Raw genomic sequence first — 22,244 nt, 5'->3', positions numbered from 1 at the left:
CGTTGAGGTTAGGCGTCAGGCGTTGAGGTAGGCGAGGACGGCCAGGACCCGGCGGTGGCCGCTGTCGCTGGGCGGGAGGTCGAGCTTGAGGAAGATGCTGCCGATGTGCTTGCTGACCGAGCGTTCGGTGATGACCAGGGTGGTGGCGATGGTGGCGTTGTCGTGACCCTGGGCCATGAGGGCGAGGACCTCGCGTTCGCGGGGGGTGAGGGCCTGGAGGGGGGAACGGCGCGTCATGAGCTGGGAGACGACCTCGGGGTCCAGGGCGGTGCCTCCGGTGGCCACGCGCTGGAGGGCGTCCAGGAATTCCTCTACCCGGGAGACGCGGTCCTTGAGGAGGTAGCCGATGCCCTGGGCGCCCCCGGCCAGGAGCTCGGTGGCGTAGGTCTCCTCCACGTACTGGGAGAGGACCAGGACGGGGAGGTCGGGGAGGGCCTTACGGGCCTCGATGGCGGCGCGCAGGCCCTCGTCGCGAAAGCCAGGTGGGAGGCGGACGTCCAGGACGGCGACGTCGGGGCGGTGTTCGAGGAGGGCGGGGACCACGTCGGGGCCGCTCTCCACCACGGAGACCACCTCGTGGCCGTCGCTGGAGAGGAGGAGGACCAGGCCCTCGCGCAGCAGGGCGTTGTCCTCGGCGATCACGATCCGCACGGCAGCTCCACCTCGAGTGTCGTTCCCACGCCGAGCGGGCTTGCGACGTGGGTGGTTCCGTCCAGGGCGGCGACGCGACGGCGGATCCCGGCCAGGCCGCTGCCCTGGGACTCGTTCGCACCTCCGCCGCCATCGTCTCGCACGATGATGCGCAGGTGGTCCTCGTGGCGGCGGATGGACACCAGTGCCTCGGTCGCCCGGCTGTGCTTGGCGACGTTGGTGAGGGCCTCGGCGACGACGAAGTAGGCGGCAGCCTCGACGGCGGCGGGGACGCGCGACTCGGCGCTGGAGACGTCGACGGTGACGGGGATGTGCTGGCCCGCGGCCAGGGCGCGGATCGCGCCGGGCAGGCCGCGGTCCGACAGGATCGGCGGGTAGATGCCGCGGATGACCGTACGGAGCTGGGTGAGGGCTTCCTCGATGCCTTCGCGGGCCTCCAGGAAGAGCTTGCGGGCCTCGTCGGGGTCCTTGTCGAAGCGGCGGTCGGCCAGGCCCAGGCGCAGGGCGCTCGTGACGAGCTGGGCCTGGGTGCCGTCGTGCAGGTCGCGTTCGATGCGGCGAAGCTCGGCGCCGTGGGCTTCCAGGGCCTCGGCGCGGGTCTCGGTGAGCTGTTCGACGCGCTCGGCGAGGCTGACGTGGCTGGTCGGCTTGAGGAGCGCCTCGGCCATGCGGGCCTGCCAGCGGGCGAAGCGGGGCACCAGGAGCCAGAGGATGAGGATGTTCACCGCGGCCTGGACGAACGGCATCGTCAGGGCCTTGGGCCAGCTGTCCAGGGTGATGTAGGCCGACTGGGAGCCCTCGGGCGCCGCCCACCACCACAGCGGCAGGGTGAGCGAGAAGAGGGTGGAGGGCCACAGGCCGACCGACAGGACGGCCAGGAGCAGGCCGGGGAGCCCGTGCAGGACCATCCAGGTCAGGTCGCGCCAGGTCGAGGGCGTGCGCAGGACGAGCATGCCCTGGGGGAACGAGGTGCCCCCGGGCGGTGCGTACGGCTCGGCGATCTCGCGGCCGAGTGCGCGGGAGGCGCGGCGGCGTTCGGCGTTGGCCATGGCCCGTACGGGACGCATGAACTCCGGCAGCCACGGCACCCCGACCATCACGACGGTCAGGAACGCCACCAGGGGCAGCAGGCAGAGGCCCGCGATCGCCGGCAGCGCGGTACGAAGCCCGCCGACCAGGTAGATCGTGGCGTCCTTGGTTCGAATCAGTGCGTCTCTCATGGCTCTCGCAGATCACCGTACGGGACCCGGCGAGCCGCCGGAGTGACACGCGCCCCCGAGTCCGTGGTGTAGCGGGCTACACCACGGTTTCGGGGGTGGGAGCCCATGCGCCCGCGCACGTGCCGATCTTACGTTTGAGCAGGTGAGAGGCCGACCTGATCTAAGGATGAGCATGCCGACGCTGACAGCCGAACGGACCGCCCACGCGGTGCGCCTTGACTCGGTGACCAAGACCTACGGGAACGTGACGGCCCTGAGCGGGGTCAGCCACGACTTCCCGCGCGGTGGCTTCACGGCCATCATGGGCCCGTCAGGCTCGGGCAAGAGCACGTTCCTGCACTGCGCCTCCGGGCTCGACCAGCCCAGCAAGGGCAGCGTCCGGATCGGCGGCGTGGACCTCGGCGGGCTGAGCGAGGCCAAGCGGACGCGGTTGCGGCGCGAGCGGATCGGGTTCGTCTTCCAGTCGTTCAACCTGATCCCCTCGATGGACGTCGAGCAGAACATCGTCCTTCCGTTGCAGCTGGCCGGCACGGCGCCCGATCCGGGGTGGCTGGCCGAGGTCGTTCGCCGGGTGGGTCTTCAGGACAGGCTGGCGCACCGGCCGAGCGAGCTGTCGGGCGGGCAGCAGCAGCGCGCGGCGGTCGCGCGGGCGCTGATCACCCGCCCCGAGGTCGTGTTCGCCGACGAGCCGACGGGCGCGCTCGATCCCCGTACCGCACGCGACGTGCTGCGCCTGCTGCGCGAGGCGGTCGACCAGACCGGGCAGACGGTGGTGCTGGTGACCCACGACCCGATGGCCGCCGCCTGGGCCGACTCGGTCGTCTTCCTCAGCGGCGGCCGCATCGTCGACGAGCTCGTCGCCCCCTCCCCCACCACCGTCATGACCCGCTGGGAGACGCTGTGAAGACGCCTAAGGGAGCTTTGGCCGGGGTGTTCGTCGCGCTGCTGTTCGCGGCGGCGCTCGTGGGGTCGTGCGGGGTGCTGCTGGAGTCGGCGCTGCGGGCGCACGCGCCGGTGAGCCGGTACGACAAGGGCGACGCGGTCGTGACCGGGTCGCAGTCGGTGTCGGTGAACATGAAGCGGGCCGGGTCCGATCCCGAGACGCAGAGCCGGCCGCTGGTGGAGCGGGCGCGGGTGCCCGCCGCGGCGGCGGAACGGCTGCGGTCGGTGCCCGGGGTGAAGGCGGTCGTGGCCGATGTGTCCTTTCCCGTTCTGGCGGGGCAGGGCGTGACGGTCACCGGGCACGGATGGGACTCGGCCGCGCTCGGGTCGTCCCGGCTGACGGCGGGCCGGGCGCCGCAGGGGCCGAACGAGGTCGTGCTCGACGCGGCCACGGCTTCTCGTGCGAAGGCCGGACCGGGTGCGACGATCGCGCTGCAGACGGTCGGGACGCCGCAGCCGTTCAGGGTCGTCGGCGTCGCGTCGGCGGGCGGGGCGTTCTTCGCTCCGCAGGCGGCTGCCGTCTTGAGCGGGCACCCCGGACAGGCAGACGCGCTCGTCGTCGTCGGCAAGGCCGGTGCCGGGGCGTTGAAGAAGGCGGCGCCGGGGCTGAAGGTGCGGACGGGCGCCGCACGCGGGGACGCCGAGGACCTGAGCGTGGCCGCCGCACGGCCCGACATGATCGAGATCGGGGCCTCGCTCGGCGCGCTGTCCCTCATGACCGCGCTGGTGGTGGTCGGCGGGCTGATCGCGCTGTCGGTACGGGAGCGGGCGCGCGAGTTCGCGCTGCTGCGGGCCGTGGGCGCGACGCCGTGGCAGGTACGCGGGCGGATCATCCGCGAGACCCTGCGGATCGCGGTCCCGGCGGGCGTCCTCGGCGGCGTCGTGTCGCTCGGGCTCGGCGCGGCCATGCACGGGGCGATGAAGGCCAAGGACGTGCTGCCGGACGGCTTCGGGCTCTCGATCAGCCCGCTGCCCGCGCTCGCCGCGCTGCTCGTCACCGTGCTGGCGGCGACCCTGTCGGCGTTCTTCGCCTCGCTGCGCACGACGCGGATCAGGCCCGTGGAGGCGCTCGGCGAGGCCTCGATCGACCCGCCGTCGCTGCCGCTCTGGCGCCGGATCACCGGCGGTGTCTTCCTGGTGCTCGGCATCAGCGCGCTCGGCACGTCGGTGACGGCGACCGGGCCGACGGCCAGCAGCTCGCTGGGCGGCATGGTCATCGCGTTCATCGTGGCGACGGCGTTCCTCGGGCCGCTCCTCGCCGGGCGCGGCAGCCGGATCCTGGGCCGCGTGACCCGCACGCTGTCGCCGGTCTCAGGGAAACTGGCCGCCGAGAACAGCGGCGCCGCCGCGCTGCGGCTGGGTGCGGTCGTCACGCCGGTCGCGCTGGCGATCGCGTTCGCGGGCGTTCAGCTGTTCGTGCAGACCACAACCGTGGACGCGACCGAGGTGCAGGCCGCGAAGGGGACCCGCGCCGACCAGGTCGTCGTCTCGGCCGGTCCCGGCCTGCCGGAAGGCGTCCTGCAGAACCTGCGGAGCACGCCGGGGGTGACGGCGGCGACCGCGGCCAAGCCCACCACGGTCGTGATGACGGTCAAGGAGCTCGGCGAGCGCAACCTCAGGTCGCTGAACGGGCAGGGCGTCACGCCCGACGGCATCGACCAGACCCTCGACCCGGGCGTGTCCAAGGGACGGCTGGGCGACCTGCGCGGCACCACGGTCGCGCTCAGCCGGGACGTCGCGGGCGGGCTCAAGGTCGGCTCGCTCAAGACCCTGTGGCTCGGCGACGGGACGCAGATCAAGCCGCGCGTGGTGGCGATCTACGACCGCGGCCTGGGCTTCGGCGACGTGCTCCTCCCCCACGACCTGGTGGCCGCGCACGCCTCCTCGCCGCTGTCGGACCACGTGCTCGTACGCGGCGGCGCGAACCTTCGTCCGGCCGTCGCGCCGTACGCCGGGGCGACCGTGATCAGCACGTCGGCGTTCGGCGCGGAGCAGTCCCGGGACCTGCGGCTGCAGGGCTTCCTCAGCTACGTCGTCGTCCTGGCGATCTCGGGGTTCATCGTGATCGGGGTCGTGACCACGCTGTCGCTGGCGACCGTCTCGCGGCGCCGCGAGCTGACACTGTTGCGCCTGGTGGGCGCCACCCGCCGGCAGGTGCTGCGGATGCTCCGGCTGGAGGCGTTCATCGTGCTCGGCATCGGGGTGGCGGTCGGCGCGGTCATTTCGGGCGTCACGCTGATGGCGTACGCGATGGTCGTCACCGGACTGCCGCTGCCGTCGATCCCTCCGCTGACCTGCGCCGCCGTTCTGCTCCTGGTGACCGTTCCCGGCGCGGCCGCGATGCTGCTGCCCGCACGGACCATGATGCGGCGAATCTGACGGCACGCCGGTCAGAGGGACCGTTAACATCTGGGAGTGCCAAGATCCCAGTTGGCATGATCTGTACCGGAACGGCGTGAGATGGACGACCTCGAGGTTCGGCGGCTGCCGGGCCCCCTGCCGCAGTTGTTCGCCGACGACGATGTCGAGCGGACTCTGCCGGTGACGCTTCCCCCGGGCGACATCGTCTGGCCCGATCCGGGTTTCCCGCAGCGGCAGCTGCTGGAGCGCCCCGCGTTCTGGCTCAGCGACGACCCGGTGAACGGCGAGCTGTGGTCCGCCCTGCGCGCCGGGCACGCCGAGTCCGGGCTCTGGCCGGTCCTGCTGGACGAGACCGACCAGCCCTGGGCCGCCGGGCAGGTCGCCCCCGAGCCGATCGACGAGATCGGCAAGTACCACTCCGGCGCGTTCATGTCCGAGGTGTGGGCCGACTGGATCGAGCACGCGGACGAGGATGAGCACGACGATCTGGCCCCGTTCGGCCGCCACTGCCCCGGCCCCGCGCCCGCCGGGGTCCCGCTGGACGATCCCGGTGCGGTCGCCGACCGGTACGCCCGTACGCTCGCGCACCGCGGCCTGTCCCTCGGCCTGGCCGCCGTCGAACGCGGCGCGGACGCCATCGCGGTGATCGGCTGGCAGGGGGCGCTCAACCACAACGAGTGGACCGCGCCGATGTCGGCCGTCGTGCGCGGCTGGGAGGACAGGTTCGGCGCGCGGGTCGTCGCCATGGGCTTCAACACCCTGGAGCTCAGCGTCGCCGCGCCGCCCGTCACCGTCCGGCACGCGGTGCACGTCGCCGCCGAGCACTGGGCGTTCTGCCCGGACATCCTCTTCCAGGGCCCCGGCACCTTGGCCGGCTACGCCGAGGAGATCCGAGGCAAGACCCACTGGTCCTTCTGGTGGGACTGAGGGAACGGGCTGAGGGGCGGGCCTAAGGGGCCGCCGCGCCAAGGACGCGCATGGCCAGGTGGGCGTTGAGGGCACCGATCTCGTCGGGGGTGCGCGGGCCCTCGGGGCGGTACCAGCGGCACACGTCGATCGCCAGCGACGACAGGGCGCGGGCGGTGGCCGCCAGGTCGGCGACGTCGAAGTCGCCCGAGGCCGCCCCGGCCCGTACCTCCGACAGGACGAGCTCGCGCGTCTCGCGCCGGAAGACGGCGATCTCGGCGGCGTGCTCAGGGCCCAGGGCGGCCATCTCGTTCTGGATGACCCGCGCGGCCTTGTAGTGGGTGGCGTGCCAGGACGAGAAGGCGTACATCAGCGCCCGGACCCGGGCCGGCGGCGCCGAGCCGGTCGCCACCGCCTCCCGCAGCGTCGCCAGCACGGACCGGTGAACGGTCAGGGCGATCTGGAAGAGCAGGTCGGCCTTGGTCTTGTAGTGCACGTAGAGGGCCCCGGCGCTCATGCCCGCCCCGGCGGCGATGTGCCGGGTCGAGGTGCCGTGGTAGCCGAGCTCGGCGAACGAGTCGACGGCGGCCAGCAGCAGGCGGCGGGACGCCTCGGGCGCCACGCTCCCCCACATGTCCTCTCGCGCCGATCCCACGGCATGATCCTAAGCGATCGCTCAGTAGACTGTGCGGCGAACCGTCATGATCTGGGAGGAAGCCCCCATGCGCCGCACCGTCTACGAGGCCGACCACGAGCTGTTCCGTGAGTCGGTGAAGGAGTTCGTCGAGCGCACGCTGGTCCCCCTTGACGAGGACATCCGGAATGAGCGAATGCTCAGGCGCGAGGTGTGGCTGGAGGCGGGCCGCCAGGGCTTCCTCGGCATGCAGGTCGCCGAGGAGTACGGCGGCCAGGGCGCCGGCGACTTCCGCTTCAACGCCGTGATCGGCGAGGAGCTGGCCCGGGTCGCGGCGGCCTACAACTCGATCGTGGCGATCCACGTGGACATCTGCGCCCCCTACCTGCTCGAACTGGCCACCGAGGAGGCCAAGAAGAGCTGGCTGCCGCGCTTCTGCACCGGCGAGCTGATCACCGCGATCGGGATGACCGAGCCGAGCGGCGGCTCCGACCTCGCCGCGCTCAAGACCACCGCGGTCCGCGACGGCGACTCCTGGGTGATCAACGGGTCCAAGACGTTCATCACCAACGGCGGCCACGCCGACCTGATCATCGTCGCGGCCAAGACCGACCCGGCGAAGGGCGCCAAGGGCATCACCCTGTTCGGCGTCGAGGCGGACATGCCCGGCTTCCACCGCGGCACCAAGCTCGACAAGGTCGGCCAGCCCGAGGCCGACACCTCCGAGCTGTTCTTCGAGAACGTGCGCGTCCCGTCCTCCCACGTCATCGGCGAGGTGGACCGCGGCTTCATCCACATGATGGAGCGCCTCCCGCAGGAGCGGATCTCCTGCGCCGTCGCCAACGTGGCGCACGCCCGCGGCGTCCTCGAGGAGACGATCGCCTACGTCAAGGAGCGCAAGGCGTTCGGCCGGCCGATCGGCGCGTTCCAGCACAACAAGTTCCTGGTCGCCGAGCTGATCACCAAGCTCGACGTGGCGCAGGCCTTCGTCGACCAGTGCCTGGCCGCCCACGTGACCGGCGACCTCAGCACCGCCGACGCCTCCAAGGCCAAGTGGTGGAGCTCCGACGTGCAGAACCAGATCATCGACGGCTGCGTGCAGCTCTTCGGCGGCTACGGCTACATGCGCGAGTACCGCGTCGCGCGCGCCTGGATGGACGCCCGCGTCACCCGCATCTGGGCCGGCAGCAACGAGATCATGAAGGAGATCATCGGCCGCGACGCCGGCCTCTAACCCCGCCCCGCCTCGCGGTCGGGTGCGAGCTGCCGTTCCGCCGGCCGATCACCGACACCCGCGCGCTCCAGCAGGCGCAGGCCACGCCCGGCATCCCCGTTCGCCGGCGTGAGGTCGCGGGCGGCGTCACGGCGAGGGCTGGTGGCGCACGATGACCACCGGACAGCGCGCGTGCTGGAGCGCCCCGGTGCTGACGGCGCCCGAACGCAGCCCGGCGAACCCGCCGGCGCCCCGGCTGCCGAGCACCAACAGGTCCGCGAACGCCGACCCGTCGATGAGCACCGAGAGGGGATGGCCCTTGATCACCGCTTCGCTCACCGCGACCTCGGGGTACTTGTCCCGCCAAGGCGCGATCGATCCGCTGAGCGACACCGTCATGCGTCTCCGCTGCGCCCCCATCACGAAGGCCTGCGGCGTCTCGGGCGCCGCCGGAGCAAACGCCTGCAGGACACGGAGCCGGGCGCCCCGCGCCGCGGCCTCGGCGAAGCCGAACTCGACGGCGGCCTGCGCGCCGGACGATCCGTCGGTCCCGACCACGATCCGCTCGTGCCCGGCCGTCGTCCCGCGAACGACCGCCACCGGGCAGGCGGCGTGCGCGGCCAGCTTGGGACCGATGGGGCCGACCGTCAGCGCACGGAAGACCCCGGCGCCGCGCGCCCCCACGACCAGCAGGCGGGCGGCACGGCCGCGGTCCAGCAGCAGGGTCGCCGGGTCTCCATGGTCGAGTTCCGAGGTGACCAGTGCGTCCGGCACCTCCGCGCGCACCTGCCGGACGGCCTCGCGCAGCAGCCGCCGTCCGACGGTCCGCACCCACTGGCCGGACTCGTCATAGGACCTGGAGAACAGATCGCCCGCCCAGGCGGGAATGACACGTGCGAGATCGGCCCGCCTAGGGCCGAAGGTCCCTTGATCCCGTGGGGCGCGATCAAGGCTCGTCTCCAGTTCGCCGCGCCCGCCGCCGAGTCCGCACGGCCCCAGGCCGAACCGGCGTCTCCACGATCACGAGCGGGCCAGGACGAGACTGCTGAACGCCGTCCAGACCCGCTACCTCCTCGCCCCGGACGCAACCGGCCTGCCTGACCGTCTCGGCCGCGAGCCTTCGGACGGTCATGATTGAGAAGGTCCGGTTCTCCACGCGTTACGAGGCGGCTGAGCCTTCCAGAACTGCCTGGCCCGGGTGGCGGATGGTGTGGATCACGCTGCCGCCGTGGCGGACCGAGGTGATCAGGCCGGCCTCGCGGAGCACCGTGGCGTGCTGGCTGGCGGAGGCGATCGACACCCCGGCCTGGCGGGCGAGGCCGCTGGTGGAACAGCCTCCCTCGGCCGCGATGATCGATAGCACGGTCGCCCGCGTCCGGCCGAGCAATGCGGTGAGCGCCCGCTCGGAAGGGCGGCACCCGGCGTCGGCGAGCCAGTTCAGGTCCTGCTGGACCGGATAGGCCAGCGCCGGGATCGGGTCGACGTCGCACAGGGCGTACGGCGTTCCCCAGCAGAAGAAGGACGGGATGATCCGCAGGCCGCGGCCGTCGAGATGGACGTCGCGGCTCGTCGGGTACGGCAGCTCCAGCACGGGAGCCGACCATCGGGCCCGCGGGTGAAGGGTGGCGAGCATGCGCTCGATCCCGCCGCGCCGCTGGTCTTCGCGCCGCACGGTGAGGTCGGTCAGCACCCGGCTCCGGATGCGGTCCCAGAACGGGGCGAGCGCGACCCGGTGGTAGTCCCGCAGCGCCCGTTCCAGCCATCTCAGCCCGGTGCGCCCGCCGTCGGCGAGTTCGGCGGTCGGGCCGCTCGGACGGCGCTCCCGCGCGAGCCGGGCGATGTCCATGCGGATGCACCGGCGCGGAGTGGACAGCACGTGGTCGAGCCCGACCTCCAGGCTGCCCGCCTCGACCGCCGGGGTGAGGAAGTCGGGCGAGTATCCCGTGGGCGGCGCGATCAGCGGCAGCCAGCGCGCCCACGAGGCCCGCTTGGGGTGGACCTCGCGCCGCCAGCCGTCGAACACCATCCGCGCCTGCCCGTCGGTCAGCTTGTGCAGGCTGAGCAGGACCTCCCACATCGGCTCCGGCCCCTCGGCCAGCCTCGTCCGTTCGAGGTCCTCCCCCGTGAAGTGAATGCGCAACATGAATACCGATCCCCTGTCCGCGTCCCCCGTCGTGCGGCGCCGCTTCCCCGTGCACGCGCCTTCCCCGTTCACGCGACGCCGCTTTCCCCGTTGTGCGGCGCCGCGTCCCCCATGACGCGCCGCCGAACTCTGAGTTTCGGCGAACGAAAGGGTCAGGACGAGTGGCTATCTCGCCAACGAGGATCGGTTTTCAGACAATCACCGAGCGTCAGAACAGGGGGCGGCGCGCCGGCTGAAACTGTCGCGGTAGGCGTTCGGGGCGACTCCGACGACCCTGCGGAAATGAGGGCGCAGGGCCGCGGCGGAGGAGAACCCGCACTGCCGGGCGATCGCGTCCACCGAGAGCTCGTCGGCCTCCAGCAGTTGCTGGGCGCGGATGACGCGCTGGTGGGTCAGCCATGCGGCCGGGGTCGATCCGGTGATCTCCCGGAACCTGCGGTCGTAGTTGCGCCTGCTCATGTGCGCCCGTTCGGCCAGCACGTCCACGGGCAGGGCCGTGTCCAGCCGGGAGTACGCCCACTGGATCGTCTCGGCGACCGGGTCCCCGGCGTCCATCACCGGCATCGGCGACTCGACGAACTGCGCCTGGCCCCCGGGCCGATGCGGCGGGAGCACCATGGCCTTGGCCAGCCGGTTGGCGATCTCGGCGCCGACCGTCGCGCGGAGCACGTGCAGGCCCAGGTCCATGCCCGCGGCGGCGCCTCCGGCGGTCATCACGTCGCCGTCGTCGATGTACAGGATCGAGGCGTCGACGTTCACCTTGGGATGCCGCTCGCGCAGGCGATCGGCCACCGCCCAGTGCGTCGTCGCCGAACGGCCGTCCAGCAGACCGGCCGCCGCCAGCACGAACGTCCCGTTGCACAGGCCCGCCACGCGGGACCCGCGCGCGTGCGCCGTGCGCAGCGCCTCCAGCACCGGTTCCGGTGGCGCCTCGGCCGTCGGCTGGGGCAGCGTCGGCACGATGACCAGCTCGGCGGTGCGGATCGCCTCCAGGTCGTACGGCACCTCCACCGACAGCCCGCCGCCCTCGAGCGAGGTGCCCGGCTCGCCCGCGACGATCCGCGGGGCAAGCCCGGGCAGGCCGCCGTAGGACGCCGCGACGTCGAACACCCCGAGCGAGAACGACATGGAGCCGAGCGAGACGCCGTCGAAGACGACCACCACCACCCGCAGCGACACGTCAGGGGCGTCGTCGGAACCGTAGGCGGCGGCGAACACCTCGAAACCCGTGCTGGTCATGCCCCTCCGTCCCCGGGCGTCTCGCCCGTTCCCGGGCGTCTCACCCGTCAGTCGTCACTGGGACGTCGCCGCTGTCGGCCAAGCCTCCCGTACGGACATGTTCGACCAGATGTGGTCAGGAGACCAGCCGCACAAGGTCATCGTCACTCGGCGGGAAGCCGTACCTCGAACGACGCGCCGCCCCCGGCGGCCTCGCGGACCGTGAGCGTTCCGCCGTGGGCCTGGACGACGTCGCGTGCGATGGCCAGGCCGAGACCCGCGCCGCCCTCGTCGCGGTCGCGCGCCTGGTCGAGGCGGACGAACCGCTCGAAGATCCGTTCACGGTCGCCGGGCGGGACGCCGGAGCCGTCGTCGGCCACCGCCAGCACCACCCGGTCTCCGGCGGCGCGGAGCGTCACCGTGACCTCGCCGCTCGCGTGACGTTGCGCGTTGTCGAGCAGGTTGCCCAGGACCCGCCGCAGGTGGCTGCGGCCGCCACGGACCCGCACAGTCCCGGCGGACGCCTCGACGACGGAACGGGCGGGCACGCGGTCTGACTCTGCGCGGCTCTCCAGTTCCTCCTCGAGCAGCTCGGCGAGCACCACCGTCGTGTCCGCGGCGCGTTCGCCCGCGTCCAGACGGGCCAGGAGCAGGAGGTCGGTGGTCAGCTGCTGCAGCCGTACGGCGTCGTCGATCACCCCGGGCAGGTCCAGCAGCTCGGGGTGGGCCGCCGCGACCTCCAGCTGGGTGCGCAACGAGGCGAGCGGGCTGCGCAGCTCGTGCGAGGCGTCGGCGACGAAGCGGCGCTGGCGTTCCACCGACTCCTCCAGCGCCGCCAGCGTCTGGTTGGTGGTGCCGGCGAGATCGGCCACCTCGTCACGGGAGCGGGGCACCGGGACCCGGCGGCCCAGGTCACGGGAGGCGGTGATCTCCGCCATCTCGGCGCGGATCGCCTCGACCGGGCCGAGCGCGCGCCGGGTGACCATCCAGGTCACCACGGCCACGACGAGGAGCAGCACCGGAAGCCCCGCGAGCATGGCGCGGGCGGCGGTGGTGACGGCCTGGCCCGCCAGCGGCGCCCCCGCGTGGACGGTGACCGTACGCCCGGCGGGGGCGCCGAGGTGCTCACCGCCGGCGAACCGGTTCCGCTGATGGCGCGCAGGTCCTCGGTGACCGCCTCCACCCGACCGTCCTTGCCGATGACCTGCACCGGATGGTCCTCGCCGTCGGGCAGCTTCAGGCCGGTGAACGGGACCCCCACCGCCACCTGGGAGGCCACCTCGCGCGCGGCGACCTCGGCCTGCAGGTCGGCCTGCCGCGACAGGCTCGAACGCAGCGCGGCCAGCACCAGCAGGCCGGCGACGATCAGCGCGACGGCGACCACGGCGGTCGCGCCCAGCGCGGCGCGCGAGCGCACCGAGGCCAGTGGCCGGCGCACCTCAGCCGGCCCCCGCCGTACGCGCGGCCGCGTCGTCGACGAGCCTGTAGCCCGACCCGCGCACGCTTCCTGTCCGGCCGCCGCCTGCTGATCACCGGAGTGGCCGTGGCAGCGGTGGCCGCCGGAGGCGCCACGACGGCGCTCGCGACCACCCACGAGCATCATGACCGCGCCCCCACACCCGGCCCAGGCAACGCCCAGGCGCAGACGCCCGTCGGCGCCGACCAGGCGATGGCCGCCGCGCTCAAGGCCGTCCCCGGCACCGTCGGCGAGGCCGACCTGGACGGCGAGTACGGCCGGCCCGCCTGGGAGGTGGACGTCTTGGCCCGGAACGGCGGCTGGCACGAGGTGCTGATCGACGGCAGGACCGGTGCCACGCTCGGTCAGCGCCCCGACCGCGACCCGGACGGCGAGGCCGCCCTGGCCTCCGGCAAGGCCACGACCACCGCTCAGCAGGCCGTCGAGATCGCCCGGCGGGCGTCGCCCGGCACCGTCACCTCCGTGGAGATCGAAGGGGGCGGACGCACACCGGCGTGGGAGGTCGAGCTCACCGGGCACGACGGCACCCATCGGGAGCTGACGATCGACGCCGCCAGTGGCTCGGTGACCGCCAACACCGTCGAGGGCCGCACGGGCCACGACACGTCCGAGGACGGCGACGACTAGGAAGACGGCTAGGGCAGGGGCGCGTGGAGGCCGGAGAAGAAGTGCTGGTCCCATGCCTCCTGGCCCAGGGCCTTGGCGAGTTCGTCCTCGCAGGCCGCGCGGGCCGAGGCGAGTTCGGGTGTGGTGAAGCGGTCGCGGCCGCCGTTCGGGTGCCAGAGGCGGTGGCTGACGCCGAGAAGGTGGGCCGCCTGCTCGTGGTCGTTCTGCGCGGCCAAGGCGAGGGCCTGCGCTTCGACGGCGAGGGCCATGTTGGAGCTGTCGCCCAGTTCCCTGCTGCCTTCGAAGGCGATGGCCGCGTTCCGCTCCGCGGCGGCGTGGTCGGCGGAGGAGAAGTCGATGAGCGACTGGATGTAGTAGCCCCACGACTGGAACTTCAGCTCACCGCGGCGCTGCCCGTCGGCGCGCATGTCCTCGGCGATCCGTCCCGCCTCGGCGTAGTCGCCCATCGCCAGGCGGGCGAACGCCAGGGCGGCGCGGGCCAGCATCCAGACGGCCTCCTGGACGCCCGGCTCCCAGTCGCTGCCGGCGAGCGAGACCAGCCGTTCCAGCGCGAGGTCGGGGCGGCCGCTCATGGCCCAGTCGGTGCCCTCGATGTAGTCGGCCGCGCGCATCGCGTCGGTGTCGGGCGCGGCGGAACGGCACTCGCGGATGCAGCGTTCGATGCCGTCCATGTCGCCCTGCGCCGTCATCACGGTGCCGAGCGCCCAGGCGGCGCGGACGCGCATCGGGCCGGGCGAGGTGTCGTGGGCGAGCGCGCGCTCCAGGTAGGCGCGCCCCTCGCGTTCGTACTCGCAGGAGAACCAGAAGAACCACAGGGCGCCCGCGAACTCGACGGCGGCGGGCCCGGGCTCGGCGAGGCAGGTCTCCATCGCCAGCCGCACCTCGGCGTAGTCGGCGGCGAGGTTGCGGTACCAGCGGGCCTGCTCGGCGCCGGTCCACTGGGGGAACGCGGTCCGCGCCATCGCCAGGTAGCGGTCGCGGTGCCGTATGCGCGTCTGCCGTTGCTCGCCGAGCTCCCGCAGCCAGAACGCGCCGTACTCGCGCATCGGATCCAGCAGCCGGTAGCGGTCGCCGCTCCACACCAGGATCGACTTGTTGACCAGGGATGCGAGCGTCTCCCCCACGTCCGGGATCGGATCGCCGGAGCACACCTCGTGCGCCGCGCCGTGCGAGAACCCGCCCGCGAACACCGAAGCGCGCGCCCACAGCAGCCGTTCGGCGGGGGTGCACAGCTCGTGGCTCCAGCCGATCGCCGTCCACAGCCCGCCGTGCGGTGCGATGAACGTGTGGTCGCCCTTCGGCGGGAGGTCGGCCCGCACGTCGGGCCGCTCGGCCAGCTCCTCGATCGTCCGTTCGCGCAGCTGCGCAGCGACCAGCTCCAGTGCGAGGGGCAGCCCGTCCAGGCGCCGGCACAGCGCCGCCACCGCGTCGGCGTTCTCCCGGGTCAGCTCGAACCCGGCCGCCTCGCGCGCCCGCCGTACGAACAGCGCGATCGCGTCGCCGCCGGGGTCGTCGAGGTCGGGCGACACCGGCAGCGGCTCGATCTCGATCAGGGTCTGGCCCGGGCCCTCCAGCGGCTGGCGGCTCGTGGCGATGATCCGTACCGACGGGCACGCCTCCAGCAGCGCGGACGCCAGCGCGCCGCAGTCTGCGAGGAGGTGCTCGCAGGTGTCCAGGATCAGCAGGCACTCCTGGTTTGCGAGGTGCTCGATCAACAGCTCCAGGACCGGTCGCGCGGTCTGGTCGCGGGCGTGCGTCTCCAGCGCCACGGTGTGCGCCACCAGCGCGCCGTCGCGCACCTGGGACAGCGGGATCAGCCACACGCCGTCGGCGAAGCGCTCGCGCACCCGGTCGCCCGCCTCGACGGCGGTACGCGTCTTGCCCACCCCCGCGACGCCGACCAGGGTGACCAACCGCGAGGTCTGAAGCGCGGCGTCGATCCGGGCGAGGTCGTCGCCGTGTCCGACGAACGAGGGGAGCATGTCGGGCAGATTTCCGGACTGGGGCGCCGTACGGCCGTCCATGGCTCTCCTCGGGTCACCGTTCCTCACCGTGATCGGTCAGTTCCGAACAGTACGCGCCGCGCGCCCGTATTGCCCGCCGATGCCGAACATCGAGGCCGGGGCGGCGGCCGCCGGACCGCGTTCTGGCAGGTCCCCTGCCCCTACGATGGGCGCATGGCCGCGCTGCGCAGCCACCTGGCCGGGGACCAAGCGGAGGGACGGACGGTATGCGCACACGGATCACCGCTCTGTGCGTGCTGGCCGCCGCCGTGGCCATCGCGCTGTTCGGAGTCCCGCTGGCGGCCGGGGCCGCCCACTACTACTTCACCGATGAACGCGGCGAGCTGGAACGGGTCGCGGCGGAGACGACGATCGCGGTGTCGGCGGACCTGCTGCGCGGCCGGGGCTCCCTGCGCATTCCTTCGGCGGCGCCGGACATGACCGTGGGGATCTACAACCCGGCCGGGACGCTGATCTCGGGCGAGGGGCCCGAGACGGCCGACGGTCCCGTACGGGAGGCGATGCAGGCCCGCGACGTCAGCGCCGACTCCCACGGCGCCCTGGTCGCGGCCGTTCCGGTGACCGACGACGACCGGGTCACCGCCGTGGTCCGCGCCGCCACCCCGCGCAGCAGCGTCTACACCCAGATCGCCGGGACCTGGGGGATCATGCTGGCCATCGCGCTGGCGGCGCTCAGCCTCACCTGGGTCTTCGCCCGCCGGCTGGCCCGGCGCCTGGCCATGCCCGTCGAGGATCTCGCCACCGCCGCCCGCCGCCTTGGCGACGGCGACTTCGCGATCACCACCGCGACCACCGGCATCGGCGAGATCGACGCGGCGGGCGCGTCGCTGTCGGCCACCGCGCACCGGCTGGGCCAGGTGCTGGAACGCGAACGCGCCTTCTCCGCGAACGCCTCCCACCAGCTCCGCACCCCGCTCACCGGCCTCAAGCTCATCCTGGACGCGGCCCTGCAGGACCAGGCCACGCAACGTCCCGCGCTCAAGGCGGCCGCCGACGCCGCGGACCGCCTGGACAACACCATCACCGACCTGCTCGCCCTCGCCCGCGGTCTCCCCCGGTCCGGCGAACCGCTGGACGTCCCCGCCCTGCTCGACGAGCTCGAACGGCATTGGCGCGAGGCGCTCGCCGCCCGGTCGCGCCCGGTTCTGGTCACCGTTCACGGGCCGCTGCCCGAGACCGCCGCGTCGGCCGCCGCCGTACGGCAGACCCTCGCTGTCCTGATCGACAACGCGCTCCAGCACGGCACTGGAACCGTCACGCTGCGTGCGCGCGACGCCACCGGAGCCCTCGCCATCGATGTCGCCGACGAGGGCGATCTGACCGGCGAGGACACCGACCTGATGTTCCACCGGACGGGCGGTAGCGACGGTCACGGGCTCGGGCTGGCCATGGCCCGTGCGCTGGCCGAGGCCGAGGGCGGCAGGCTGACCCTCAGCCGACCGGCGCCCACGACCTTCACCCTGCTCCTCCCGCCGACCACCCTCTGATCCGGCCGCCCTCCGGGGTACGTAAACGGCTTCTAACCTGGCCCTTAACTCGCATGACTACTCTCAGTAATCATGCGAACTCTCAAGGTCGCGACCCCGGGTTCCACCGCTCTGTGGGTGGTGGTGCTCCTGCTGGCGGGGGTGTTCGGCGAGGCGATCGAGAACCTGGTCCCGGCCGCCCACCTGCTCGGACCGCTGCTGGCGGGGCTGGTGTGCGCGGTGACCGGGGCGATGGTGCGTCCCGCGCCCGCGGCGGCCAACCGGATCAGCCAGGCGCTGCTGGGCGTGCTCATGGGCAGCTACCTGCAGCCGCAGGCCCTGGTTCACATCTCGGGCAAGATCGTTCCGCTGACCCTGGTCACCGCCGCGACCGTGGTCCTCGGGCTGCTGGCCGCGTTGCTGCTGGTACGGCTGGGCGGCATGGACCGCGCCAGCGCGACCCTGGGCATGATGGCGGGTGGCTCGGCCGCGGTGGTCGCCTGCGCGGACGAGCTGCGCGCCGACTCCCGCCTGGTGACGTTCATGCAGTACCTGCGGGTCGCCCTCGTCGCGGCCTCCGCCCCGTTCCTCGTCGGGTGGATCGACCCCGCCGCCCACCACCACGCGCCCGTTGCGGAGAACGGAGTCGCGGCGGCGGGACACCAGGTGGTCAGCGGCACGCACCAGCTCGCCGGTCTCGCGGCACTCGCCGCCATCGCCGTGCTCGGCGCCCAGGCCGGAACGCGGCTGCGGCTGCCCTGCCCGGCGCTGCTCGGCCCGATGCTGCTGGCCGCGTTCGCCACCGCCATCGGAGCCGCGCACGGTTTCGCGCCGACGGGCCCGCTGCGGGCGCTGCTGTTCACGATCATCGGGCTGGACGTCGGGCTGCGCTTCAGCCGCCGCGACCTGGCCCACGTACGCCGCCTGCTGCCGCTGGTGCTGGCCGCCACCACCTTGATCACCCTGGCCTGCGCCGCGCTGGCCTGGGTGCTGGCCGCCGCCACCGGGATCCCGCGCGCCGACGCCTACCTGGCGACCACCCCCGGTGGCATCAACGCGGTGCTGGCCACGGCCGCCTCCACCGGCGGCGACCTCCCGCTGATCTCCGGCGTGCAGAGCCTCCGGCTGTTCCTGATGGTGCTGCTGGCCCCGCTGCTGATCCGCCTGCTCGCCCGCTTCCAGAGTTCCGGCGAACGCGGAGAACGCACCAGCTGCGGCGCACGCGGCGACTGCGGCACGGACTCCGGCGGGCCGCGTTAGCCCGGCGCTTACCTGGCGCTGTCTACGGTGGGCACGGTCATCGTTGAACGGACGGATGCATGACCGTGCTCACGCTCAACCCGCTCGATGCCCACTCGCTGCTGGCGACGTTCGGGACGGCCGGGATCGCCGCGATTCTCTTCGCCGAAACGGGCCTGCTCATCGGGTTCTTTCTGCCCGGCGACTCCCTGCTGTTCACCGCCGGGCTGCTGTGCACCACGGGCACCGGCAACTCGGTGCACCTGTCCCTCCCTTGGGTGTTGGTGGCCGCCGTCGCGGGGGCGCTGCTGGGCGCGCAGGTCGGCTACATCATCGGCCGGCGTGGCGGGCGCGCGATCCTGCGGCGTTCGCAGAACGAGCATCTGGCACGGGGCGCGGCGCGTGCCGAGGAACTGCTCGCCCGCTACGGCCACGGCAAGGCCATCGTCCTGGCCCGGTTCATCCCGATCGTGCGCACGGTCCTCAACCCGATGGCCGGGGCGCTGGACGTCCCGGCGCGATCGTTCACGTTCTGGCAGGTCGTCGGCGGCATCGCGTGGACCGTCGGCATCGTCGTCGCGGGCTACCTGCTCGGCAGCTCGATCCCCGGCATCGACCGATACCTACTGCCGATCGTCGTGGTCATCGCCGTCGTGTCGCTGGTGCCGATCGTTCTGGAGCTGCGGCGTGCCAGGCGAGCCTGACCGGTCCACGAACCCGCTCATCGTCGCCCTCGGCGCCGCCGGGCTGTTCGTGCTGGTCGCCTGCCTGGTCATCGGAACGCACGGACGCCCGCTCCTGGTCGACGACTCGTTCCACCACTGGATGGTCGACCACCGCGCGTCGCCGCTGACGCTGGCCGCGCGCTGGTTCACCGCGACCGGAACGGGTGTCATCGCCTACCTGCTGGCGGCCGCGGCCGGTGCCTACCTCGGCCGCTCCCGTTCCAGAACGGTGGTGGGCGCCTTGGCCGGTGTGCTCATCCTCCTCACCGGGCAGATCGTGCGTGGGCTGATCTGCGCGGGCATCGGCCGCGCCCGGCCACCGGCCGGTGACTGGGCCGGGGGCGCGGCCGGATGGGCGTTCCCCTCCGGCCACACCGCGAGCGCCACGATCGTCGCGGTCCTGCTGGCGACGGCGTTCACCCGCCTGCCCGTACGGGTGCTGATCGTCTCGTGGGCCGCGGTCGTCGGCCTCACCCGCGTCTACCTCGGCATGCACTGGCCGACCGACGTTCTCGGCGGCTGGCTGTTCGGGTTCGTCTGGGCGTCCCTGGCCATCGCCGTGGCCAGGAGACTCACCGGATCGTCAGCTCTTCTCGGGTGCCATTGACCGGTGCGCCTGCATGATCGCGTACATCGCGACGGCGGTGGCCGCCCAGAGCAGGTAGAGGCCCGGCTGCGGGACGGAACGGATGAAGTAGGCCTTGTTGTCGTCGCCGATCCCGTGGTCTCTGAGGGAGCTGACGATGGGAATCAAGCCGAGGAACCCGACGCCCACCGCCCACACCCAGCTCACACCGTGAAGGGCGTCCCTGGTGCCGCCCGCCTCGGCGCCGGAGAACAACGGCATGACGAGCGCGACGACGATCAGCACGGCCGCCCCGACCCCGACGATCGCGGGGTACCACCAGTCGGTCGCGATCCCGGAGACTCCTGCCGAGGCTCCCTTCGCGAACGGGTGCAGCGGATCGAAAGAGAAGTGAACCCTGGACACGCGCGCTCCGGTCGACTTGTTCGTCCAGGACTCCGTCAGGGTCGGCCTGTGCGAGGCCGCGACGAACAGCAGCGCCGCCACACCGACCGCGGCCCAGTGACTCTCCGAAACCCGCTTCCGCCCACCGCTCGCCACGGCCTCCTTCGTCGCGGGCGCTGGAGGCGTAGCGGTCTCTCGCGGCTCGGTGTCGCCGGTGGCAGGCCTCGTCGAGCCGCCACCTGGGCCTGAGCCGGGAGCGACCTGGGTGGCGTCGCGGAGCCGGCTGATGGTCGTCATGATGTCCGGCGGAAGCCACGGCCCGGTGGACTCGCCCGTACGGGCGAAGTGGTCGAGCACCTCGCTCAGACCGGGTCGATCGGAAGGCTCCTTGGCCAGGCACCCGATGACGAGGTCGGCGAACGGCGCGGGCAGCCCTGCCAGGTTGGGCGGGTCGTGCCGGATCCGGAAGATCAGCGGCTCGAACGGCCCCTCACCGAAGGGCCCGTGGCCGGTGGCGGCGTAGACCAGCACCGAGCCGAACGAGAAGACGTCGCTGGCCGGGCCGATCTCGGTGCCGTACGTCTGCTCCGGGGACATGAACGGCGGGGTCCCGATGACCGACCTGGTGTGGTGCGAGGCGTCCAGCGCCCGGGCGATGCCGAAGTCGATGACCCGTGGCCCGTCCTCGGCCAGGATGACGTTCCCCGGCTTGAGGTCGCGGTGCACCAGGCCGCAGTCGTGGATGGCGGCCAGGCCCTCGGCGAGCCCGGCTCCGAGCACGCCGATCGTGGCCTCGGGCAGCGGTCCGTTCGACCGCATCGCCTGCTCCAGCGACGGCCCGGGCACGTACGCGGTGACCAGCCACGGCGGGTCGGCCTCGGGGCCGGCGTCCACGACCTGCGCGGTGTAGAAGCCGCCGACGCGCCGCGCCGCCGCCACCTCTGACGCGAACCGTTCGCGGAACCGCTCGTCGTCGGCCAGCTCCGGGCGCACCAGCTTCACCGCGACCGGCCGCCTGCCCGGCGACTGCCCCAGGAAGACCTGCCCCATGCCGCCGGCGCCCAGCCTGCCGAGCAACCGGTACGGGCCCACCCGCTCGGGATCGCCCACCCGCAACGGATCCATCGGCAGCCCACCCCAGCTCAGAAGAACACCAATGTCTGTCCGTTGGATCCTTCCACGATCAGGACCGTTCGTGAAGGTGATGACGGCGAGGTGCCCGTAGCACCACAGGACCATCACCCTGAGAGATCTCCGGTGCGTCCCCGATGGCGCCGACGGCCCCCGGCTTGATCGACTCGACGCATGATGAATCTCCAGTTCGGCGCGGTCGTGATGACCGCGAGCGCGATGACGGGCACGTGTCACGGCGGAACACAGGCCGCGCTCGACGCGATCGTTGGCGAGGGGACGCCGGGCGTGATCGCCCAGGTCCGGGACTCGCACGGGACGTGGAACGGGCGGGCCGGGGTCCGCGAGCCGGGCGGCGCTCGACGGACGGTCGACGAGAGGTTCCGCGTCGCCAGCGTCACCAAGCCGTTCACCGCGACGGTGCTGCTCAAGCTCGAGGCGGAGGGACGGCTGTCTCTGAACGACAGCGTCGAGAAATGGCTGCCCGGCGTCGTGCGCGGCGAAGGTTATGAGCCGCGCGACATCACCGTGCGGCACCTGCTCAATCACACGAGCGGGATCTTCGACTACAACATGGACGACGGGTTCCGCGCCAAGTACGCGGGCGACGAGTTCGACAAGAATCGCTACACCCGGTGGAGGCCCGGCGATCTGGTGAGGATCGCGCTCCGGCATCCCGCGAACTTCAAGCCCGGCGCGCCGGGCAAGTGGGATTACTCCGACACCAACTACGTGCTCGCCGGGATGATCATCGAGAAGGCGAGCGGCGAGAGCTACCGGCAGGCCGTCGAGCGGCGCATCGTCAAGCCGCTCAACCTCACGGGGACGAGCGTGCCAGAGGCGTCACCCGAGCTTCCCTGGCCGCACGCCACGCACTACTCCACGCTGTTCGAGCCCGGCGGGAAGGTGCGTGACGTCACCGAGTTCAGCCCGACGGTCGCCTTCTCCGCCGGGCAGATCATCTCGACCGTGGGCGACGTCAACACGTTCATGTACAGGCTGGTCGGCGGGACACTCCTTCCGCACAGGCAGCAAGCCGAACTGAAGGACACCGTCCCGGTCGCCGGGGACAAAGGCCACGGCGGACCGGACGACCTCTACGGGCTGGGGCTCCGCCTCTTCAAGCTCGGAAAGAACTGTGAGGTGTGGGGCCACGGCGGCATGATCCCCGGGTCGGCGACACGGACGGTGGCCTCCAAGAACGCCGGCCACGTGCTGACCATGAACCGCAGCGGCGACTGGGGCGATCAAGAGCTGGAGGACGCCGTCGTGAAGACCGAGTTCTGCTGATCGCGGG

The 22,244-nt window shown here is 72.5% G+C and carries 20 protein-coding genes; 10 read left to right on the top strand and 10 right to left on the bottom strand.

The features are described from left to right. Positions 1–15 precede the first annotated feature (15 nt). Together J4573_RS36845 and J4573_RS36840 are read right to left on the bottom strand one after the other, a co-directional pair. Positions 16–651 (bottom strand): response regulator, encoded by a 636-nt coding sequence (locus J4573_RS36845; RefSeq protein WP_208260732.1) that lies wholly within the window; start codon positions 649–651, stop codon positions 16–18. Further along, positions 639–1,871: a sensor histidine kinase gene (locus tag J4573_RS36840; protein ID WP_208260731.1), complete on the bottom strand. Its 1,233-nt coding sequence runs from the start codon at positions 1,869–1,871 to the stop codon at positions 639–641. The genes J4573_RS36845 and J4573_RS36840 overlap by 13 nt, the downstream gene beginning before the upstream one ends. A 172-nt stretch (positions 1,872–2,043) precedes the next feature. On the opposite strand from J4573_RS36840, the gene J4573_RS36835 reads away from it, so the two are divergent. The 3 genes from J4573_RS36835 (at position 2,044) to J4573_RS36825 (ending at position 6,101) form a co-directional block, all read left to right on the top strand. Beyond that, entirely contained in the window at positions 2,044–2,775 is a 732-nt protein-coding gene (locus J4573_RS36835) for an ABC transporter ATP-binding protein (RefSeq protein WP_243774165.1), read from the top strand. Continuing rightward, positions 2,772–5,192 carry an ABC transporter permease gene (locus J4573_RS36830; protein WP_208260729.1) on the top strand — a complete coding sequence of 807 codons (2,421 nt, stop codon included), beginning with the start codon at positions 2,772–2,774 and terminating at the stop codon, positions 5,190–5,192. The genes J4573_RS36835 and J4573_RS36830 overlap by 4 nt, the downstream gene beginning before the upstream one ends. An 81-nt stretch (positions 5,193–5,273) precedes the next feature. Continuing rightward, positions 5,274–6,101, top strand: coding sequence for a DUF4253 domain-containing protein (locus tag J4573_RS36825; protein WP_208260728.1), 828 nt, complete (start codon positions 5,274–5,276; stop codon positions 6,099–6,101). 22 nt (positions 6,102–6,123) lie between these two features. On the opposite strand, the gene J4573_RS36820 is transcribed toward J4573_RS36825, so the two are convergent. Next, a complete protein-coding gene (locus J4573_RS36820) occupies positions 6,124–6,735 on the bottom strand; it encodes a TetR/AcrR family transcriptional regulator (RefSeq protein ID WP_307797192.1) in 612 nt (203 codons plus the stop codon). A gap of 67 nt (positions 6,736–6,802) precedes the next feature. Here J4573_RS36820 and J4573_RS36815 point away from each other — a divergent pair, with 67 nt between their 5' ends. Continuing rightward, entirely contained in the window at positions 6,803–7,948 is a 1,146-nt protein-coding gene (locus tag J4573_RS36815; RefSeq protein WP_208260727.1) for an acyl-CoA dehydrogenase family protein, read from the top strand. 126 nt (positions 7,949–8,074) lie between these two features. Here the strand turns inward: J4573_RS36815 and J4573_RS36810 are convergent, their stop codons facing one another. The 5 genes from J4573_RS36810 to J4573_RS56360 all read right to left on the bottom strand — a co-directional run bounded on the left by J4573_RS36810 (position 8,075) and on the right by J4573_RS56360 (position 12,726). Beyond that, positions 8,075–8,758 (bottom strand): universal stress protein, encoded by a 684-nt coding sequence (locus tag J4573_RS36810; RefSeq protein ID WP_208260726.1) that lies wholly within the window; start codon positions 8,756–8,758, stop codon positions 8,075–8,077. Between the two features lie 328 nt (positions 8,759–9,086). Next, on the bottom strand, positions 9,087–10,070 hold the full coding sequence (locus tag J4573_RS36805) for an ArsR/SmtB family transcription factor (RefSeq protein WP_208260725.1): 984 nt from the start codon (positions 10,068–10,070) through the stop codon (positions 9,087–9,089). A gap of 198 nt (positions 10,071–10,268) precedes the next feature. Next, positions 10,269–11,309, bottom strand: a complete 1,041-nt coding sequence (locus tag J4573_RS36800) for a GlxA family transcriptional regulator (RefSeq protein WP_208260724.1) — start codon at positions 11,307–11,309, stop codon at positions 10,269–10,271. A 143-nt stretch (positions 11,310–11,452) separates the two neighbouring features. Beyond that, the gene (locus tag J4573_RS36795; RefSeq protein WP_443606312.1) at positions 11,453–12,226 is read right to left on the bottom strand and encodes a sensor histidine kinase; all 774 of its coding nucleotides are present in this window, start codon (positions 12,224–12,226) and stop codon (positions 11,453–11,455) included. 53 nt (positions 12,227–12,279) lie between these two features. Beyond that, a complete protein-coding gene (locus tag J4573_RS56360) occupies positions 12,280–12,726 on the bottom strand; it encodes a hypothetical protein (RefSeq protein WP_243774164.1) in 447 nt (148 codons plus the stop codon). 105 nt (positions 12,727–12,831) lie between these two features. Here J4573_RS56360 and J4573_RS56355 point away from each other — a divergent pair, with 105 nt between their 5' ends. Beyond that, positions 12,832–13,392, top strand: coding sequence for a PepSY domain-containing protein (locus J4573_RS56355; protein WP_208260723.1), 561 nt, complete (start codon positions 12,832–12,834; stop codon positions 13,390–13,392). 8 nt (positions 13,393–13,400) lie between these two features. Here J4573_RS56355 and J4573_RS36785 read toward each other — a convergent pair whose 3' ends face one another. After that, positions 13,401–15,416, bottom strand: coding sequence for an ATP-binding protein (locus tag J4573_RS36785; RefSeq protein WP_208260722.1), 2,016 nt, complete (start codon positions 15,414–15,416; stop codon positions 13,401–13,403). Between the two features lie 206 nt (positions 15,417–15,622). On the opposite strand from J4573_RS36785, the gene J4573_RS36780 reads away from it, so the two are divergent. From J4573_RS36780 to J4573_RS36765, 4 genes are all read left to right on the top strand, one after another. Then, positions 15,623–16,903 carry a HAMP domain-containing sensor histidine kinase gene (locus J4573_RS36780; protein ID WP_208260721.1) on the top strand — a complete coding sequence of 427 codons (1,281 nt, stop codon included), beginning with the start codon at positions 15,623–15,625 and terminating at the stop codon, positions 16,901–16,903. Between the two features lie 72 nt (positions 16,904–16,975). Beyond that, a complete protein-coding gene (locus tag J4573_RS36775; protein WP_208260720.1) occupies positions 16,976–18,142 on the top strand; it encodes an AbrB family transcriptional regulator in 1,167 nt (388 codons plus the stop codon). A gap of 59 nt (positions 18,143–18,201) precedes the next feature. After that, positions 18,202–18,825, top strand: coding sequence for a DedA family protein (locus J4573_RS36770; RefSeq protein WP_208260719.1), 624 nt, complete (start codon positions 18,202–18,204; stop codon positions 18,823–18,825). Then, positions 18,809–19,453 (top strand): phosphatase PAP2 family protein, encoded by a 645-nt coding sequence (locus tag J4573_RS36765; RefSeq protein WP_208260718.1) that lies wholly within the window; start codon positions 18,809–18,811, stop codon positions 19,451–19,453. The genes J4573_RS36770 and J4573_RS36765 overlap by 17 nt, the downstream gene beginning before the upstream one ends. Here J4573_RS36765 and J4573_RS36760 read toward each other — a convergent pair. Then, entirely contained in the window at positions 19,430–20,941 is a 1,512-nt protein-coding gene (locus J4573_RS36760; RefSeq protein WP_208260717.1) for a serine/threonine-protein kinase, read from the bottom strand. The genes J4573_RS36765 and J4573_RS36760 overlap by 24 nt on opposite strands. A gap of 180 nt (positions 20,942–21,121) precedes the next feature. On the opposite strand from J4573_RS36760, the gene J4573_RS36755 reads away from it, so the two are divergent. Beyond that, a complete protein-coding gene (locus J4573_RS36755; RefSeq protein WP_208260716.1) occupies positions 21,122–22,237 on the top strand; it encodes a serine hydrolase domain-containing protein in 1,116 nt (371 codons plus the stop codon). Positions 22,238–22,244 lie beyond the last annotated feature (7 nt).

Origin of the sequence: Actinomadura barringtoniae, from assembly GCF_017573505.1 — a bacterium.
Classification (GTDB): domain Bacteria; phylum Actinomycetota; class Actinomycetes; order Streptosporangiales; family Streptosporangiaceae; genus Spirillospora; species Spirillospora barringtoniae.
Note: the sequence above shows the minus strand (reverse complement) of the source record. Positions and strands in the feature narration are given on the sequence as shown.